This window comes from Amaricoccus tamworthensis, from assembly GCF_049800875.1.
In the GTDB taxonomy this organism is placed as follows: Bacteria; Pseudomonadota; Alphaproteobacteria; order Rhodobacterales; family Rhodobacteraceae; genus Amaricoccus; species Amaricoccus tamworthensis.
This window is the reverse complement of sequence record NZ_JBNAFV010000017.1, coordinates 1-16,788: the sequence shown is the minus strand read 5'-3', so window position 1 is coordinate 16,788 and position 16,788 is coordinate 1. Positions and strand designations below refer to the sequence as shown.

The window sequence follows — 16,788 nt, the reverse complement described above, 5'->3', positions numbered from 1 at the left end:
GGAAGGTACGGGCTTCCATCCGTATATGTCCCATGAACACCGGAGGTACTATGGAAGAGAACAGGCAATTCCCAGGCTGGCACGGCACCACGATCGTTGCAGTACGGAAGGATGATGAAGTAGCAGTGGTTGGTGACGGCCAGGTGAGCCTTGGTCAAACAGTCATTAAGGGCTCGGCCCGCAAGGTACGTCGTATCTCGCCCGGTGGATATGACACTGTATGTGGTTTCGCAGGCTCGACGGCCGATGCGTTCACCCTGCTCGAACGTCTTGAGAAAAAGCTTGAATCTGCGCCCGGCCAGCTTCAGCGGGCCGCTGTGGACCTCGCCAAAGACTGGCGTACGGACAAATACCTGAGAAACCTTGAGGCCATGCTGATCGTTACCGACGGATCAGACCTATTTGTGATAACTGGCGCCGGCGATGTACTTGAGCCGGAAAATGATATTGCGGCTATCGGGTCAGGTGGCAACTTTGCTCTGGCGGCTGCCCGCGGCATGTACGACACCGACCAGGATGCGGAGAGCATCGCGACCAAGGCGTTGGAAATTGCTTCGGAAATCTGTGTCTACACAAACGGCAACGCTACGGTTGAGAAAATCTCCAAACATAAGTGATCAGCTCATCTTAGCGCGGGCGAGTGGCATCTCATTCTGCTCGCACCAAATCCATACCTCGTCGTAGTTATTGGGATCGAGGTCCTCAGGAATTTCATAATTTTGGGTTCCTGAATTGCTTGAGAGCTTGCCGAGCAAGGTTTCATGATCAATACCGTCCCGGCCCAATGCGACCCGTGGGTCGGGAGCGCCGTCGAATACGAAATCCACACCGAAGCTCACGTAATTTGAACCGCCGCTCTCAAGGATTGCGACCGTACCGGCTGCCTCGTGATCGCCCTGTCCCTCAAGTGATCCCTCTTTCATCACTCCCGTTTCATCGGCCCTAAGAGTTGCTGGAAGCGGCGCAAGAGATACGGCAAATCCTGCCGTGATTGCCCTGAGAACCGATCTGCGATTTTTCATCTGAACCTCTCCTTTGTTTTTTTGTTAACACTTCTTCCTACGGTTTCGTTCCCTGCTTCATTGCGAATATCACGGAAACTTATGGCGGATGGGCCCTGGAACTCTATCCTCCTTGCGTTTTGCCCGCTCACACCATACTTCCGTTGCGTACTTTGCACCCCGGAAAGGACCCCGTTTTGACTGACCTGACGCCACGAGAAATCGTCTCTGAACTGGACCGTTTTATTATCGGTCAGAAGGACGCCAAACGTGCCGTAGCAGTTGCATTGCGGAACCGTTGGCGTCGCCGGCAGCTTCCGGATGACATCCGCGACGAGGTTTATCCGAAGAACATTTTGATGATCGGCCCGACGGGTGTGGGCAAAACCGAGATCTCCCGTCGCCTCGCCAAACTGGCCAAGGCTCCCTTCCTGAAGGTCGAAGCCACAAAATTCACCGAGGTCGGCTATGTCGGGCGCGACGTGGAACAGATCGTTCGGGATCTTGTCGATTCAGCAATTGTGCTGGTTCGTGATGCCATGCGGGAAAAGGTCCAGGTAAACGCACACGAAGCGGCGGAAAACCGTGTGTTGGACGCTCTCGCCGGTGAAGGTTCGCGGGAACAGACGCGGGAAATGTTCCGCCGAAAACTGCGCGAGGGCCTGCTGGACGACAAGGAGATTGAACTGGAGGTCGCGGATACATCGAACCCGATGTCCAGCTTCGAGATCCCGGGCCAACCCGGCATGAACGTCGGAGCAATGAATCTCGGCGACATATTTGGCAAAGCTTTTTCCGGTCGCACCACACGCCGCCGCATGACGGTTGAGAAATCGTACGAGCTGCTTATCAGTGAGGAAGCGGACAAACTGATCGACCAGGACAACGTCGCTCAGGAAGCCATCTCACTCGTTGAGACGAGCGGCATTGTGTTCCTCGATGAAATTGACAAGGTCTGTGCCGGCTCCGAAAAGCGCGGCGCGGAAGTGAGCCGCGAGGGCGTCCAACGTGACCTCCTGCCACTGATTGAGGGTACGACGGTGTCAACCAAGCATGGACCGGTCAAAACGGATCATATCCTGTTCATAGCCTCCGGTGCTTTCCATATCGCCAAACCCTCCGATCTCCTTCCGGAGCTCCAGGGTCGACTGCCGATTCGTGTTGAGTTGCGGGCTTTGACCGAAGAAGACTTCGTTCGCATTCTGACGGAAACCGATAACGCGCTGACCCGTCAGTATACTGCGCTGATGAAGACAGAGGACGTTGAGGTTACCTTCACCGAGGACGGCATTGCGGCGCTCGCGGCTATCGCGGCCGAGGTAAACAGCAACATCGAGAATATTGGTGCCCGCCGTCTTTACACCATAATGGAGCGCGTGTTCGAGGAGCTTGGCTTCGAGGCACCGGATCGGTCGGGCGACGCCATCGAGGTCAATGCGGATTTCGTCGAAAAGAACCTCGGCGAACTCAGCCGCTCGACGGATTTGAGCCGCTACGTACTCTGATTGCTCAAATGAATGAAATTCGAAGCCGCCGGTCTCAGGACCGGTGGCCGAATGCGTAAGCGTGAATGGTCGCCAAAGAGACCAGTACGAAAGACCCGGTGAGTGAATACACGAGCAGGGAAAGCAGCAGGCCATTGCCGTAGTAGAGGGAGATTGCGGCCGCAAACAACGCGATCAGAGTAGATATGATCATCTGAACCAGTAACAAAAGCCCATCCCCTTGTAGCTCAATCCGGGCAACGGTTTCAGTCGTCTCCGGAGTTCCCTGATAAGAACCCACAGCAATTAAGAAACCCTTACCTGTTCAGAACACGATACGTTCGGACTCGGCTGAATCAACGAAATCATATTGTCGATTCAGTTCAAATGAGTGGCAAATTTTGTTTAAATGCCAGTCATTTGATTGGAAACCCGCGACCCGGCTGGTACATGGGCCGAGTCGCATCAACCACACCTTTAGATAGCAATCATCAGCTTAATTTTCAACCCAAGCGCGATTCAATTAGTCGCCGCATTGCCTCTACTCCAATAGCAGGACCTATGGCGAGGGACGCCAGAACCAGCGGCCACCCCAACAGACTCACTGCGAATGGAAGCAACTGAACCGTGAAAAACGTGAGTGTGAAACCCAATGCCGTTTGAAAGGTCATGAGACTTCCGGCTCTTTCCGGCGGTGCCAGATCAGCCACAAGAGCGGAGAACTGGGCTGAGTCAGGAATGATGGAGGCTCCCCACAGCAATACAGCGATCACAAATAGCCAAACGGGGCCATTGAAAGCAAACCCGGTGACAACTGCAGCTATCCCACTGATCATCATTGCGTAGCGCGCAACGCGGGCCTTACCAATGCTGTCCGCGAACCATCCGGCCGGGACGCACAGCAAACCGCCCAGCGCAATCGCTGAGAATGTCAGGATACTCGCCAAACGGCCGGCCTCCGGTCCAAATTCAGGCGCAAAAACAATAACAGCAGCTGCGCTGATCCAGGCCCAGAAAACATAGAGTTCCCACATGTGACCGAGATAGCCGATATACGCGAGGCGTATTTGCAGATTGGTCCAGGCCATGGTCAAAGCGGATGGATCCAGCCGGGCCGCCCGCGCATGATATGGGCCGAGACCGGTTAACAGAGCGAGGATGCCCGCGGCAAAGGCAAGGCTCGACGCAAGTACGACTGTTACCTGCCAGTTAGGCCCGCCCAGGATGGATAGCAGATGAGGCAACGCTGACCCCAAGGTAAGTGCGGCAACCACGAGACCAATCAAAAGACCGCGGTCCTTTGTGCCCCATCCAACAATGATCTTCATCCCCACCGGATAAACTCCGGCCAACGCGGCGCCGGTAATACCGCGCAGAAGAATCTGGATGTTGCCGCCTACCGGTGTGATCAGAAGACACAACCCCGCCAGACCACCAATGAAGGCTGACGCGCCCAATACCTTGCGTGGATCGAAGCGATCTGCCGTGCCGTGCAAGGCAAATCCCAATGCGCCGGCGACAAATCCGATTTGCACCGCACTGGACAGGGCCGCGGCCCGCGCCTCGGATATGCCGGATTCCGCCACCAGTTCGGGCAGAATGGCTGCCGAGACGAACCACAGGCTCATTGCCAAGACCTCAATGAGCGCGAGGGTGGCGACGTTGGCTGCTTTTGATTGGATCATGCAGGCGGCACTCGTGGGGCGGGCTCAGAACTGCTGAAACAGTCTCTCGAGAATTTTGGAGATTTTGGTTCCCGCCACTTTGGCATGTTCGAGTACCTGCTCAATGGTGTCCGGTTGCTGGTCCGGCAAACCAGTGGCCGAGTTTGAGATTGCTGAAAAGCCAATAACGGGCAATTCCGCGTGAGCGGCGGCAATTACCTCCATCACCGTGGACATTCCAACGGCATCCGCGCCCCAACTGCGAAACAGCCGACGCTCAGCGCTCGTCTCAAGTGATGGCCCAGCTATGCCAGCATAAATGCCAACATGGATTTCGACGAGCGCCTTGTTAGCGGCATCCTCGGTCCAGGAACGTAAATCCGGGTCGTAAGCACGCGACATGTCCGGGAAGCGCAGGCCAACATCGTCATCATTGGGACCGGTTAATGGATTGTGGCCCGTCAGATTGATGTGGTCGCTTATCAGCATCACATCCCCCGGCCCGTAATCCGGATTAAGGGCGCCAGCCGCATTGGTCACGATCATACGCCGGGAACCCAGCGCTTTCAGAAGGTAGATTGGCAGAGCAATCTGCTGAGGCTTCCATCCCTCATAGAGATGCATCCGGCCCTGCATCAGTGCACAGCGGTGACCGAAGAGATCCCCAATCACGAGTTGCCCACGGTGGTCGGGCGCAGTTGAATGAGGAAAACCTTCGATCTCTCCATATGGGATGACAACCGGATCGTTTACCTGGTCAGCGAGGTTCCCCAGGCCGGAGCCCAAAACCAAAGCTGTCTCCACAGGTTTTCCAACGCGGTCCTCCACGGAGGAAAGCGCCAGAGAAATTTGTTTCTTCAGGGGAATCATTACTGGATGGACCTCAAAATATCCGGAGCGAGACCGGAAACTTCCGCCACCGTATCGGTTAGATCGAATTCACTCAATTCGCCATTCTCGACGACCATCTTTCCTCCCACGAACACATGCGAAACGTCGGATTTAGCGGTTGAGAAGACCAGGTGTGTCATCGGATCAAACATGGGAACAGCGTGGGGTCGATCCACGCGAACGAGGATCATGTCCGCCTGCTTTCCAACTTCCAGAGAACCAAGCCGGTCAGACACGCCCAGCGCCTTCGCGCCTTCGGACGTCACCATTCGCAACGCCTGCTCCGTGGTCACGGCAGATGCGGAGAGGGTATTGCCCCGATGAAGCGTGGCCGCCAGCCTTAAAGCCATCCACATATCAAGATCGTTCCCGGATATTGCTCCGTCCGTACCAATGGTCACGCAGACGCCAGCCTCAAGCATCTCAGGGACCCGGGCCACCCCGCTGGCCAGTTTCAGGTTCGACATGGGATTGTGCGATACGGTCACTCCGGTCCGGGCCAGCGTTTCGATTTCGTCGTCATCAAGCCATACACAGTGTGCGAGCACGGTTCGGGGGTCCAACACACCAAGACTGTCCAGGTGGTTTATCACCCGTGCGCCGTAACGGTTTTGAATGTCCGCGACTTCAGCCCGTGTTTCCGCTGCATGTGTACAGAACAATCCGCCGGCCGCTTTTGCCAGACCGTGCGCTTCCTTCAGGTGTTCGGGACCGACAGTATAAGAGCCATGCGGAAAGGTCCCAGGGAGTACGTCGTTCTGTCCGGACACACTTTGGAAGAAATCTTCAGCGGCATTCATCCGATCTGAATGGTTCAATCCATCAATACCCGGTCCGTCGAAGAAAATACCGCCGGTGGAAACCCTAAGTCCGATGTCCCGGGCGGCCTGCACCGTCTGATCCGGATGCCAGAACATGTCCATAACCGTCGTCACACCACCCAGCGCCAGTTCGGCCATTCCAAGCGTCGCGCCAAGGCGGACAGTATCGGCATTCAATATTGCTGCTTCCGCCTTCCAGACCTTCTGAAGCCAGGGCTCAAGAAGAAGATCCTCAACAAGACCACGAAAAAGACTGTCGGCCGAGTGACAATGGGTGTTTATGAGGCCGGGCATCAAGATCATGCCACCCGCGTCGATCTCACGATCCGCACGTAATCCCTCGAAATCGCCGGCTTCTCCCATTCGATTGATGACACCATCTGTCACCGACAGGCAGCCATTTCGAATAATCCGGCAAACGGCATCCATCGTGACGATGGTGGCGTTCCGTATCAGCAGATTGGCGCCCATGGCCACCTCCCGTTGCAAGATTTCAACGGGTCGCACGGCATACGACAGTGTGTCAACCAGGAGCGTTTGGGCGGGACCTTACCCCGCCCAACACGGGTATCAGTCCAGTGTGACCCAAGCCGCGTTGCGTTTGGAGGACCGAACGCAGGCATCCACAAACTGGACGCCCTTCAGTCCATCCTGAACTGTCGGGTAAACCACCTCATCGGGCACGGCATCTCCGGCACGCCTGGCCTGAATGGCTTCGGCGGCTTCCGTGTAGATGTTGGCAAATCCCTCCAGATAACCTTCGGGATGGCCGGGAGGAACGCGACTGACGCGGGCCGCGTCCGCACCGGACCCCGCACCGCCACGGGTGATCAGTCGTTTTGGCTGGCCAAACGGTGTGTACCAAAGGTAATTGGGATCTTCCTGGCACCACTCCAGGCCGCCCCTCTCCCCGTAAACACGCAGTTTGAGCGAATTCTCATTTCCCGGCGCAACCTGGCTGCACCAAAGCATGCCACGCGCACCGCCCTTGAAACGCATCATGACATGACCGTTATCGTCAACCTGGCGCCCCGGCACAAATGCCTGCAAATCAGCAGCAAGGCTTTCGAGTTCGAGGCCGGAGACAAAACTCGCAATGTTGAATGCGTGCGTACCAATATCGCCGGTTGACCCACCGGCACCGGACCGCGCTGGATCCGTTCGCCAGTCAGCCTGCTTGTTGTCCTGGGCCTCGGTCAGCCAGTCCTGAACATATTCCACCTGCACAAGACGGATTTTGCCCAGGGCACCTGAGGCCACCATTTCCCGCGCCTGCCGGGCCATCGGATACCCGGTATAGTTATGCGTAAGCACAAACAGCGCTTCGGACTTCTCGGCAGAGGCAACCAGTTTTTTGGCATCGGCTAGCGTGGAGGTCAGTGGTTTGTCACAGATGACGTGGATGCCACGCTTGAGAAACTCCCGCGCCGCCGCGTAGTGGACGTGGTTGGGGGTCACAATAGCAACCGCCTCAATGCCATCTTTCAGGCGGGCTTCGCGGATCGCCATTTGTTTGTAATCGTCATAGATGCGATCCGGTGCCAGACCCAGCGCGGCGCCCGACGCCTGGGACTTTTCCGGTGTCGAGGACAGCGCACCGGCTACAAGACGGTAACGATCATCAATTCGCGAGGCGATACGGTGCACTCCGCCGATAAACGCGTCATTGCCACCGCCGACCATTCCAAGACGGATGGGACCTGAATGGTTCTCGTTTCTTCCCTCAATCGCCATGTATCAGCCCTCCAAGCCCAGCATTCTCCGGTTGACCGCATCATCGGCACCACCGTCAGCAAAATCGTCGAACGCCCGCTCGGTCACCCGGATGATGTGATCACTGACAAATTGTGCGCCCTCGCGCGCGCCGTCCTCGGGATGTTTCAGGCAACACTCCCACTCGACAACCGCCCAGCCATCAAAATCATTAGCCGCCATTTTTGAGAAAATCGCTCCAAAATCCACCTGCCCATCGCCCAGGCTCCGGAAACGACCCGCACGATCGACCCAGGACTGAAACCCGCCATACACCCCCTGGCGTCCGGTAGGGTTAAATTCCGCGTCCTTGACGTGGAACATTTTGATACGGTCTTTGTAAATGTCGATATTATCGAGGTAATCGAGACACTGAAGAACGTAGTGCGACGGGTCGTACAGCATGTTGCACCGGGCATGGCCTCTCACCCGCTTCAAGAACATTTCAAATGTTGCTCCGTCATGCAGATCCTCACCGGGATGGATCTCATAGCAGACATCTACGCCGCAATCATCGGCATGATCGAGGAGTGGTTTCCAGCGACTGGCCAACTCATCGAATGCGGCTTCAACCAACCCTCCAGGGCGCTGCGGCCATGGGTAAATATAGGGCCACGCCAAAGCGCCGGAAAATGTGGCGTGTTGAGCAATGCCCATGTTTTTTGAGGTCGTCAGGGCCTTTTTAACCTGATCAACAGCCCAGGCCTGGCGTGCTTTCGGATTTCCCTGAACCTCGGCAGCCGCAAAGCCGTCAAATGCTGCGTCATACGCGGGATGGACGGCTACAAGCTGGCCCTGCAGATGGGTGGAAAGTTCGGTAACCTCCACGCCATTGGCTTCGGCTACGCCCTTGAACTCATCACAGTAGTCTTTGGATTCTGCTGCCTTCGCCAGATCAATCAACCGGCCGTCCCAGCTCGGAACCTGTACCCCCTTGTAACCGCAATCAGCTGCCCATTTGGTGATGCTATCCCAGGAATTGAACGGTGCCTCGTCGCCAGCAAACTGCGCCAGGAAAAGTGCGGGCCCCTTTATGGTTTTCATGATGCTTCCCCAATAAAATTTACAGGGAAGGCCAGGTGACCCTCCCCGATTCTGTTCATGCTAACGCGGCACCCTAGAACGGTGAATCCGGGAAATAGAAGTCTTCCGCATTTTCCGGTGTGATAAGCGTAGCGCCAAGAATGTAACGCCCGGCAACGGGACCGTTGGATTTGAAGGCAGCAACAGTCACGTCCATGGCCGTGGCAATCATGGCGGGCGGATAGAGAACATCCACCGGTACCAGTTCGTTGCCGTCCATGATGCCCTTGATGGTTTCCTTCATCCCGGCGCCACCTACAACAAACATGCCGTCGCCATCGCGTCCAGCCTGTTCAAGCGCGGCGACAACGCCAATTGCAATGTCGTCATCCTGCGCCCATACCGCATCGATATCGTCAAAGCGGCTCAGGAAGTCCTGCATGACCTCGAACCCGTCATCCCGGTTCCAGTTGGCATGTTTATGGTCGAGGACATTAATCCCGGAGCCCTCGATCTCCTCCATGAAGGCATCAAAACGCTCATTGTCGATCAGGGTCGGGATGCCGCGGAGGATAACGATGTTGTCGCCTTCACCGATACGCGTCTTCATGTACTGCGCTGAAATCCGGCCGAGTTCGGGGTTGTTTCCGGCCACATATATATCTTCGATGCCGGGTTGGCTCAGGCCGCGATCCACAACCGTGATCAGTGCGCCGGATTTTTTCACGTTCAGCACCGGATCGGTCAGCGGATCGCTTTCGAACGGCAGGATTACAAGCGCGTCAATCTGGTTAACTGAGACCAAATCTTCAAGGGCACTTGCCTGGGACGCCGGATCGGGTGAGTTCACAAGAATCATGTCAACGTCCGGATAGAGTGCCTCAATCCGCTCCTCCGCTTTTTCCGCGTGCCAGTTCATGCCGGCAGCCCAGGCGTGGGTTGGTGTCGGATAGGACACCCCAATTTTGATCTTTTCGTCCTGCGCGAAAGCCGTACCGGCCATCGCCAGAACGCCTCCCACCGCCAGTGCGGCAACGGTTGCTTTAACTGTCATGTTGATCCTCCCGATCTTTATTGCGGGTGACAAGGCCACCCTTTGCGTTCACGCCCGGGCTGATTTGGCCCGTCGCAATTTCCTGATTTAATCCGCGGTTTTTCCCCGGCCACGCCATCCCGCTCTTTGCAGCCAGACAGCGACGATGATGATCAAACCCTGCATGGTTCCATTGAGATAGTTTGAGATCACATCCGTAAAATTCAGAATGTTTCCAATTGTCGTGAGGATCAGCGCCCCGAGGATTGTACCGCCGATCCGGCCATAGCCGCCCTTAAGCACCGTACCACCGATAATCACCGCGGCAATGGCCTCCAGTTCCCACAGAACACCCGTAGAGGCTGATGCCGATCCGAGGCGGGGCACGTAGATAATGGTTGCCAAAGATACGCAGAATCCCTGAATCACATATGTCGCTGTCTTGATGCGCTCGACGCGTATGGCGGAATACTGCGCCACATGTTCGTTGGATCCGATTGCGGTGCAATAGCGTCCAAAGGCTGTCCGGTTCAGCAGGATCCATCCAGCAACCGACACTCCTAAAAACACCCAGACCGGAATGGGCAACCCGCCGAAACTCTCATAATAGACGGGCCGGTAAGTATCCCGTAGCGAGAAATCGAGGGAAAGCGTGCCTCCATCAGCGAAGTAGGTCACAAGCGAACGGAATATCCCCATTGTGCCCAGCGTGACGATAAATGCCTCGATCTTGGCTTTCGTGGTCAAAAGCCCGTTCACCATCCCGGCGCCAATGCCCAGGATCAGACTGCAGATACATCCGGTCATTACCGTTGCGACGCCTGTCCCCAGCACATCGATCAGACTGTTCATCACCATGATCATGACGCCTGACAGAACGGCAGCCATTGAGCCCACGGAAAGATCAATTCCGCCTGCCGTGATCACAAATGTTGCGCCTACGGCGATAATGCCAATGAAGGCAGACCGGGTCAGAAGGTTTGTGATGTTGCCTTCGCCAAGGAAAGCGGGATTGAGCGAATACCCGATAATGCACAGAAGTATCAGCGCAATTGCGGGGCCCATGGTTTTAAGGTCCAGTTTAGGCAATGTCCGCCCCTGTTCTTTGGTAAGGTCCGAGTGTGCCATTCTACACCGCTTCCTTTAGTCCGGCGGCGTAGCGCACGATTTCATTTTCGTTGATGTCGTCACCGGTCAGCGAACCGGCAATCCGGCCTTCGCGCATGACAAAGACCCGGTGACAGATACCGATAATCTCAGGCATTTCGGATGAGATTACGACGACTGACATTCCCTCTGCCGCGAGCGCTGCGATGAAATGGTAAATCTGCTGCTTCGTGCCAACATCAATACCGCGCGTGGGTTCATCTACGATCACCACCTTGGGATTGATTTCCATGATTTTCGCGAGCAGCAGTTTCTGCTGGTTCCCGCCGGACATGTCACCAACCCGGACATTGGGATCCCTGGCCCGTATGTCGAAACGCCGGATACCCCGCTTCAGCGCCTCTTCCTCGGCCTTCCGGTCCAGCATGAAGTTTCGGACAAACCTTGGCAGTGCCAACAGTGTCACGTTGGGCAGCATTCCCTGCTCCAATAGCAGACCCTTACCCTTGCGGTCTTTCGTGAGGTAAGCAATTCCTGCATCCCGCGCCTTGGCCACGGACCGGAAGTTTACCGGCTGCCCATCGAATCGAATCTGGCCACCTTCAACCTGCTGAAGGCCGCATATCGCCTCGAACACGTCGGTGCGCCCGGACCCCACCAAGCCGGAAAACCCAAGAACTTCGCCGCGACGCAAATCGAAACTCACATCGCGGACGCGCGGTGTAGTGAGATTACGCACCTCAAGAATCTTTGGCGCATCCACATCCGCCTCGGCTATCGGCGGATAAAGGTCGGACAACTCCCGACCGACCATCAACTGAGCCATGGCGTCCAACGTAAGATCACGGGCGGGTCGCGTAGCGATCCACTGCCCGTCACGCAGGACCGTGATCCGGTCCGCGATCTCTTTCACCTCACCCAGCTTGTGGGAAACGAACACGACTGCCACGCCGTTATCCCGCAAACGGCGAACCTGACGGAAAAACAGCTCCGTCTCAGCCGTCGTCAGAACGGCGGTCGGCTCATCCATGATCAGTACGCGGGCCTGGCGGCTGACGGCCCGCGTGATTTCCAGCATTTGCTTTTGAGCAACCGAGAGATCGGAAACCCTCGCGGTCGGCGACACATTCAGCCCGACTTCGGCAAGATGCCCGCGCACCTCCTCGCGCATTTCCTTCCTGCGCAGAAACCCGTTTGAGCTTTTTTCACGGCCGAGAAACATGTTCTCCTCAACCGTCATTTGTTCCGCGAGATTGAACTCCTGATGAAGAAGAACAATGCCCAGATCCTCGGCCTGCCCGTTTGGCGGCAGAACGACCTCCTTGCCGTCCATAAAAATTCGACCGCTGGTCGGTTGGTGAAATCCGCCGAGGATTTTCATCAGAGTGGATTTGCCGGCGCCGTTCTCGCCGATCAGCGCATGCACCTCGCCCGGCAAAATGTCGAAGCCAACACTGAATAGAACAGGCACCGACCCGAAGGATTTGCTGATCCGGTCGGCTGCAAGCACAGCCACTGGCGATCCGCCATCGAAAGGCATGAACTGTCTTCTCCCTAACGCCCTTTTTTATGGGCTTGCAAAAAATGTAAACCTTTTCAGAATTTATGTAAACCTTTTCATCGCGTTGCAAACCTGCAATGATCCGTCGATGGCGCGACCGGGTCGGTGTATTGAAAAGACACGGAATCCGGCACGAAAACCGCAGTTTCAAGACGGTTGACCAACAGGGAAAAAGGAAACGGCCTTGGAAAAAAGCCCGGACAGACCGGCGACCATAGAGGACGTCGCCAAACTTGCGGGCGTTTCGATTGCGACCGTAAGCCGGGCGATTCGAACACCGGAAAAGGTCGCGGAAACCACCCGTAAAAAGGTCACGGCGGCCATTGCCCGCACCGGCTATACAGCGAACGCAATGGCGCAGAACCTGCGGATGCAGCGATCGCAGATGGTCATGGTGTTGGCCAATTCGATCTCCGATCCGAACTTTCCTGGAATTCTGACAGGTCTTGAAAAAGTCGCCAACGCACGCGGGTATGGCCTCCTGATCGGCAATACCGAGGGCGAAATCCGGCACGAGGAAAAGTATTTGCGCTTCCTCGCCACCGGCATGGTCGATGGACTGGTCCTCCTGACAGGCCATGTCCCCGTTGCCGGTTGGCCAAAAGCTCTTTCGGACAACCTGCCCCCCATGGTGGCGGCGGCCACACCTATCAGCCATGCAAATGTCAGCTATGTTGGCGTCGACGATGTCAGCGCCGCCAAAATCGCGGCGGAATACCTGATCTCGCTAGGACACAGACGTATAGCCTACATCTCCGGGCCGCAGGGTGGCGCAGTGAGTGAGTTACGTCATCAGGGTTACTGCGCCGCGCTGGCGTCCGCTTTCGACGAAAGCGCGTTTTGGAAGGTACAGGGAAACGGCACAGGAGAGGGTGGCCGCGCCGCAATCGAGCGGCTTTTTATTCGCGATAACCTGCCCAGCGCATTTTTCTGCTACAACGACGACACGGCGATAGGCGTCATTGGTGCACTAAAGTCACGCGGATTTCGCGTACCGGAAGATTTTTCGGTGATCGGCTTCGACGATATCCCCTTTTCGAACAATGTTACACCGGCTCTTACAACCATCCGACAGCCGCGCCGGCAAATCGGTGAAATTGCCATGACGCACTTGCTCGACCATCTGCCCGGGCGGGACATACCATTTGAAACGTCGCTACTTCATGGGGATCTCATCGTTCGCAATTCATGCTCTACGCCGGCACCCAATGCATAAATCATCTGGAAGAGCGAAAACACGCGCATGAAGTTCTCTGCAAACATTGGCTTTCTGTGGAACGAACTGCCACTGACGGACGCCATCAAGGCTGCAAAAGCCGCTGGATTTGACGCAGTGGAGTGCCACTTTCCGTATGGGACACCCGCTGCCGCTGTTGCCTCGACACTTGAGGAGACCGGCTTGCCGATGCTCGGTCTCAACACGGTTAGAGGACAGGAAGGGGAAAACGGCCTCGCCGCTTTGCCTGGACGTGAAAGGGACGCCAGACGGGCCATCGAACAGGCGATTGAATATGCTGCAGAGATCAAAGCCAAAAACGTCCACGTGATGGCCGGAACGGCTGACGGCGAAATGGCATGTTCAACATATATGGCGAACCTCGAATACGCAGCCGAAATTGCTGAGCCTTATGAATTGACGATACTCATGGAACCGCTCAACCATCTCGACGCGCCCGGCTATTTCCTGAAAAACACCTCTCAGGCCAGCGACATCATACAAAAGCTCGCCAGGCCAAACGTGAAGCTGATGTTCGACAGTTACCATGTCCAGATCACCGAGGGTGATCTGACGCGCAGGTTGGCGCGACTTCAGCCCATCATCGGCCACATTCAGTTCGCTTCCGTTCCGGACAGGGGCCCACCTGATTGCGGCGAGATCGATTACGACCATATTTTCGCCACCATTGCCGAACTCGGTTTCGAAATGCCGCTCGGAGCGGAATACAGACCAGCAGGTCGGACGGAAGACAGCCTGAAATGGCTGTCCAACATAAAATCTAAGGAAAGGATAAAGTAATGTTTTACGGCCAGATAGAAGGAACCCGGTTTGAGCCCCTCGAACCGGAATTCAACAATCTCCTCATTGGTCATGCGCGGGTTGAAAGACTGTGGACGGGCGCGCGCTGGTCGGAAGGACCCACCTGGTTCCCGGCCGGCCGATATTTGGTTTGGTCCGATATTCCCAACAACAGAATGTTGCGCTGGGACGAGACGGACGGTTCAGTTTCGGTGTTCCGAAACCCTTCGAATTACTCCAACGGCAACACGACCGACCATCATGGCAGGCTTGTCTCCTGCGAGCACGGCGCCCGTCGAGTCACCCGAACGGAACATGACGGGTCAATCACCGTGATCGCTGACCGGTATCAAGGTAAGCGGCTAAACTCGCCAAATGATGTAGTTGTTAAATCCGATGGCTCCATCTGGTTCACGGATCCCACATACGGCATCATGATCGACTATGAGGGCGGTCGTGCAGAAAGTGAGATTGGCGCATGTTACGTCTACCGCGTCGACCCGGACACGGCCGAGGTTATGGCGGTTGCAACAGACTTCATGAAACCAAACGGCCTCGCGTTTTCACCTGACGAAAAATACCTTTATGTTGCGGATACCGGCAGATCGCATGATCCCGATGGTCCCGCCCACATTCGCCGTTTCTCCCTAAGCGGCGACGGCAAAACGCTCAGTGGGGGCGAAGTATTGGCCGACAGCACCGCAGGACTGTTTGATGGTTTTCGCCTCGATGAGGATGGCCGCATTTGGACTTCCGCAGCAGACGGCGTCCACTGCCTCGAACCGGGCGGTAATCTGATTGGAAAAATCGCCATTCCGGAACTGGTCGCAAATGTCTGTTTCGGAGGCGCAAGGAAAAACCGGCTGTTTATCGCAGGGACGACATCGCTCTATTCCGCGTATCTTGCCGTCAACGGACCCGTTTAAACAGGCTCCCGATCAACTGGTACCCGAGGCCGGACTCGAACCGGCACACCTTGCGGCGGGGGATTTTGAATCCCCTGCGTCTACCAATTCCGCCACTCGGGCAAACAGCAGTTGATCGCGGATTTTTCCTTAGCGTGACACAGCCGCAGTAACAACGGCTTTTTGGCAATTCCCGATTGATTGCCAGGTGAGGTCAGTATATTGGGAACCGCAGTGCCCCTATAGCTCAGCTGGTAGAGCAACTGATTTGTAATCAGTAGGTCCGCGGTTCGAGTCCGTGTGGGGGCACCACGCCATCCGAAAAATTCCACTCCATAGCTTGGGCTGAAGCATTCCGGTGTCTGCACATGACAACATAAGCTGCTTTGTTAGACACAGCGTTGGAAACATCTCACGGTTTCGTCTGCAACTCGCCGATGCCTGTCCGTCGCTTTCGCCGAAGTCATCTCTAAAGCGTTTTGCGTTTAATCTGAGGCATACCCTGCAGCTTTGAGGAAATTCCAGCACTCCTGCGGGTCGAACAGATCGCAGATGTCTCCGAGCGCCTGAAACAATGTTTCAAAGGTTCTGGCGCCGATGCGTCGCAGGTGGGCTTTGAGCTTCGAGAAGGCCATTTCGATGGGATTGAGATCGGGACTGTATGCGGGCAGGAACAAGAACCAGCAGCCGCGCTCTTTCAGGGCTTGTGCCGCACGCGGGCTTTTGTGGGTGGACAGGTTGTCGAGGATCACAACTGTTCCGGGTTCGAGCGCCGGGGCCAGTTGGGTTTCGATGTAAGTGTCGAAGGCCGGACCGTTCATGGCTCCCTTGATCACCCACGGTGCGATCAGGGCATCCTGCGTCAGCCCTGCGATGAAGGTCTGCGTGCCCCATTTGCCAAAAGGTGCCCCGGCATAAAGCCGCTCACCGACAGGGGCCCGACCGCGCAACCGTGTGAGGTTCGTCTTCACGGCAGTTTCATCGATAAAAACCAGCCTGTGCGGCTCCGCGCGCATACGGGGCTGGCGGCGCTTGATCCAATCACGGCGGGCCTGGAGCAACGCCGGTCGGTCACGTTCCGCCGCGATCAGTCCTTTTTTTATATGACAGTCCGGCGCGTTCGAGCGCGCGGTGCAGCGAGGAGAGCTGTACTTCCACGCCATGTGTCTCTGCGAGGGCGGCGGCCAGTTCCTTGAGCGTGATGTCCGGTTCGGCCTGCACGATCTCCAGCAAAAAGTCCCGGTGCGGGGCGAGTTTGCCGAACCGGCCGGCGGTACGACCTTGCGGCTTGGGAACCGCCGTGCCGTGTTTACGGTGCTCCGCTGCCAATCGCACCGCCGTGGCTGCGCTCACACCGAACAGCCGCCCCGCTGAACGGGCCGAATTGCCCTTAGCGACGTAGGCGCAAATCCGTTCCCGAAGGTCCAAAGAGTAAGGTTTGCCCATGATCCACCTCCAAACAGAAGTGAATCAGACGAAGGCGGGCTTGTGAATCCCAATTCGATTCAGATCAAACGCAAACCGCTTTA

The 16,788-nt window shown here is 56.3% G+C and carries 16 protein-coding genes and 2 tRNA genes; 6 read left to right on the top strand and 12 right to left on the bottom strand.

Annotated features, from left to right (window positions below):
- Window positions 1-50: 50 nt before the first annotated feature.
- On the top strand, window positions 51-617 hold the full coding sequence (gene hslV / locus ACP15P_RS19335) for an ATP-dependent protease subunit HslV (RefSeq protein ID WP_424930120.1): 567 nt from the start codon (window positions 51-53) through the stop codon (window positions 615-617).
- Here hslV and ACP15P_RS19330 read toward each other — a convergent pair whose 3' ends face one another.
- Complete coding sequence (locus ACP15P_RS19330; protein WP_424930119.1) at window positions 618-1,022, bottom strand: DM13 domain-containing protein; 405 nt, start codon at window positions 1,020-1,022, stop codon at window positions 618-620.
- A 176-nt stretch (window positions 1,023-1,198) separates the two neighbouring features.
- On the opposite strand from ACP15P_RS19330, the gene hslU reads away from it, so the two are divergent.
- The gene (hslU, locus tag ACP15P_RS19325) at window positions 1,199-2,506 is read left to right on the top strand and encodes an ATP-dependent protease ATPase subunit HslU (protein ID WP_424930118.1); all 1,308 of its coding nucleotides are present in this window, start codon (window positions 1,199-1,201) and stop codon (window positions 2,504-2,506) included.
- A gap of 34 nt (window positions 2,507-2,540) precedes the next feature.
- On the opposite strand, the gene ACP15P_RS19320 is transcribed toward hslU, so the two are convergent.
- The 9 genes from ACP15P_RS19320 to ACP15P_RS19280 all read right to left on the bottom strand — a co-directional run bounded on the left by ACP15P_RS19320 (window position 2,541) and on the right by ACP15P_RS19280 (window position 12,316).
- Window positions 2,541-2,714: a hypothetical protein gene (locus ACP15P_RS19320; RefSeq protein ID WP_424930117.1), complete on the bottom strand. Its 174-nt coding sequence runs from the start codon at window positions 2,712-2,714 to the stop codon at window positions 2,541-2,543.
- Between the two features lie 274 nt (window positions 2,715-2,988).
- Window positions 2,989-4,170, bottom strand: coding sequence for an MFS transporter (locus tag ACP15P_RS19315; RefSeq protein WP_424930116.1), 1,182 nt, complete (start codon window positions 4,168-4,170; stop codon window positions 2,989-2,991).
- A 24-nt stretch (window positions 4,171-4,194) separates the two neighbouring features.
- The gene (locus ACP15P_RS19310; protein ID WP_424930115.1) at window positions 4,195-5,019 is read right to left on the bottom strand and encodes a purine-nucleoside phosphorylase; all 825 of its coding nucleotides are present in this window, start codon (window positions 5,017-5,019) and stop codon (window positions 4,195-4,197) included.
- Window positions 5,019-6,332, bottom strand: coding sequence for an amidohydrolase family protein (locus ACP15P_RS19305; RefSeq protein ID WP_424930114.1), 1,314 nt, complete (start codon window positions 6,330-6,332; stop codon window positions 5,019-5,021). The genes ACP15P_RS19310 and ACP15P_RS19305 overlap by 1 nt, the downstream gene beginning before the upstream one ends.
- A gap of 99 nt (window positions 6,333-6,431) precedes the next feature.
- Window positions 6,432-7,595 (bottom strand): Gfo/Idh/MocA family protein, encoded by a 1,164-nt coding sequence (locus tag ACP15P_RS19300; RefSeq protein WP_424930113.1) that lies wholly within the window; start codon window positions 7,593-7,595, stop codon window positions 6,432-6,434.
- 3 nt (window positions 7,596-7,598) lie between these two features.
- Window positions 7,599-8,657: a sugar phosphate isomerase/epimerase family protein gene (locus tag ACP15P_RS19295; RefSeq protein ID WP_424930112.1), complete on the bottom strand. Its 1,059-nt coding sequence runs from the start codon at window positions 8,655-8,657 to the stop codon at window positions 7,599-7,601.
- Window positions 8,658-8,730: 73 nt separating this feature from the next.
- The gene (locus tag ACP15P_RS19290; RefSeq protein WP_424930111.1) at window positions 8,731-9,690 is read right to left on the bottom strand and encodes a substrate-binding domain-containing protein; all 960 of its coding nucleotides are present in this window, start codon (window positions 9,688-9,690) and stop codon (window positions 8,731-8,733) included.
- An 87-nt stretch (window positions 9,691-9,777) separates the two neighbouring features.
- Window positions 9,778-10,797 (bottom strand): ABC transporter permease, encoded by a 1,020-nt coding sequence (locus ACP15P_RS19285; RefSeq protein WP_424930110.1) that lies wholly within the window; start codon window positions 10,795-10,797, stop codon window positions 9,778-9,780.
- A 1-nt stretch (window position 10,798) separates the two neighbouring features.
- A complete protein-coding gene (locus ACP15P_RS19280; RefSeq protein WP_424930109.1) occupies window positions 10,799-12,316 on the bottom strand; it encodes a sugar ABC transporter ATP-binding protein in 1,518 nt (505 codons plus the stop codon).
- A 205-nt stretch (window positions 12,317-12,521) separates the two neighbouring features.
- On the opposite strand from ACP15P_RS19280, the gene ACP15P_RS19275 reads away from it, so the two are divergent.
- Genes ACP15P_RS19275 through ACP15P_RS19265 form a run of 3 tightly spaced genes read left to right on the top strand, consistent with a single transcriptional unit; the run spans window position 12,522 to window position 15,280 of the window.
- Window positions 12,522-13,553 (top strand): LacI family DNA-binding transcriptional regulator, encoded by a 1,032-nt coding sequence (locus tag ACP15P_RS19275; protein WP_424930108.1) that lies wholly within the window; start codon window positions 12,522-12,524, stop codon window positions 13,551-13,553.
- 27 nt (window positions 13,554-13,580) lie between these two features.
- A complete protein-coding gene (locus tag ACP15P_RS19270; protein WP_424930107.1) occupies window positions 13,581-14,354 on the top strand; it encodes a hydroxypyruvate isomerase family protein in 774 nt (257 codons plus the stop codon).
- Window positions 14,354-15,280, top strand: a complete 927-nt coding sequence (locus tag ACP15P_RS19265; RefSeq protein ID WP_424930106.1) for an SMP-30/gluconolactonase/LRE family protein — start codon at window positions 14,354-14,356, stop codon at window positions 15,278-15,280. Before ACP15P_RS19270 ends, ACP15P_RS19265 begins: the two co-directional genes overlap by 1 nt.
- A gap of 17 nt (window positions 15,281-15,297) precedes the next feature.
- Here ACP15P_RS19265 and ACP15P_RS19260 read toward each other — a convergent pair.
- Window positions 15,298-15,382, bottom strand: a tRNA-Leu gene (locus tag ACP15P_RS19260).
- 113 nt (window positions 15,383-15,495) lie between these two features.
- Here ACP15P_RS19260 and ACP15P_RS19255 point away from each other — a divergent pair.
- Window positions 15,496-15,571 (top strand) — tRNA-Thr (locus tag ACP15P_RS19255).
- A gap of 173 nt (window positions 15,572-15,744) precedes the next feature.
- On the opposite strand, the gene ACP15P_RS19250 is transcribed toward ACP15P_RS19255, so the two are convergent.
- Window positions 15,745-16,705 (bottom strand): IS630 family transposase gene (locus ACP15P_RS19250; RefSeq protein WP_424926437.1). Its coding sequence is split into 2 segments (ribosomal slippage): window positions 15,745-16,359 and window positions 16,361-16,705, totalling 960 coding nucleotides; the frame shifts between segments, so codons are not numbered across the junction.
- Window positions 16,706-16,788: the final 83 nt, after the last annotated feature.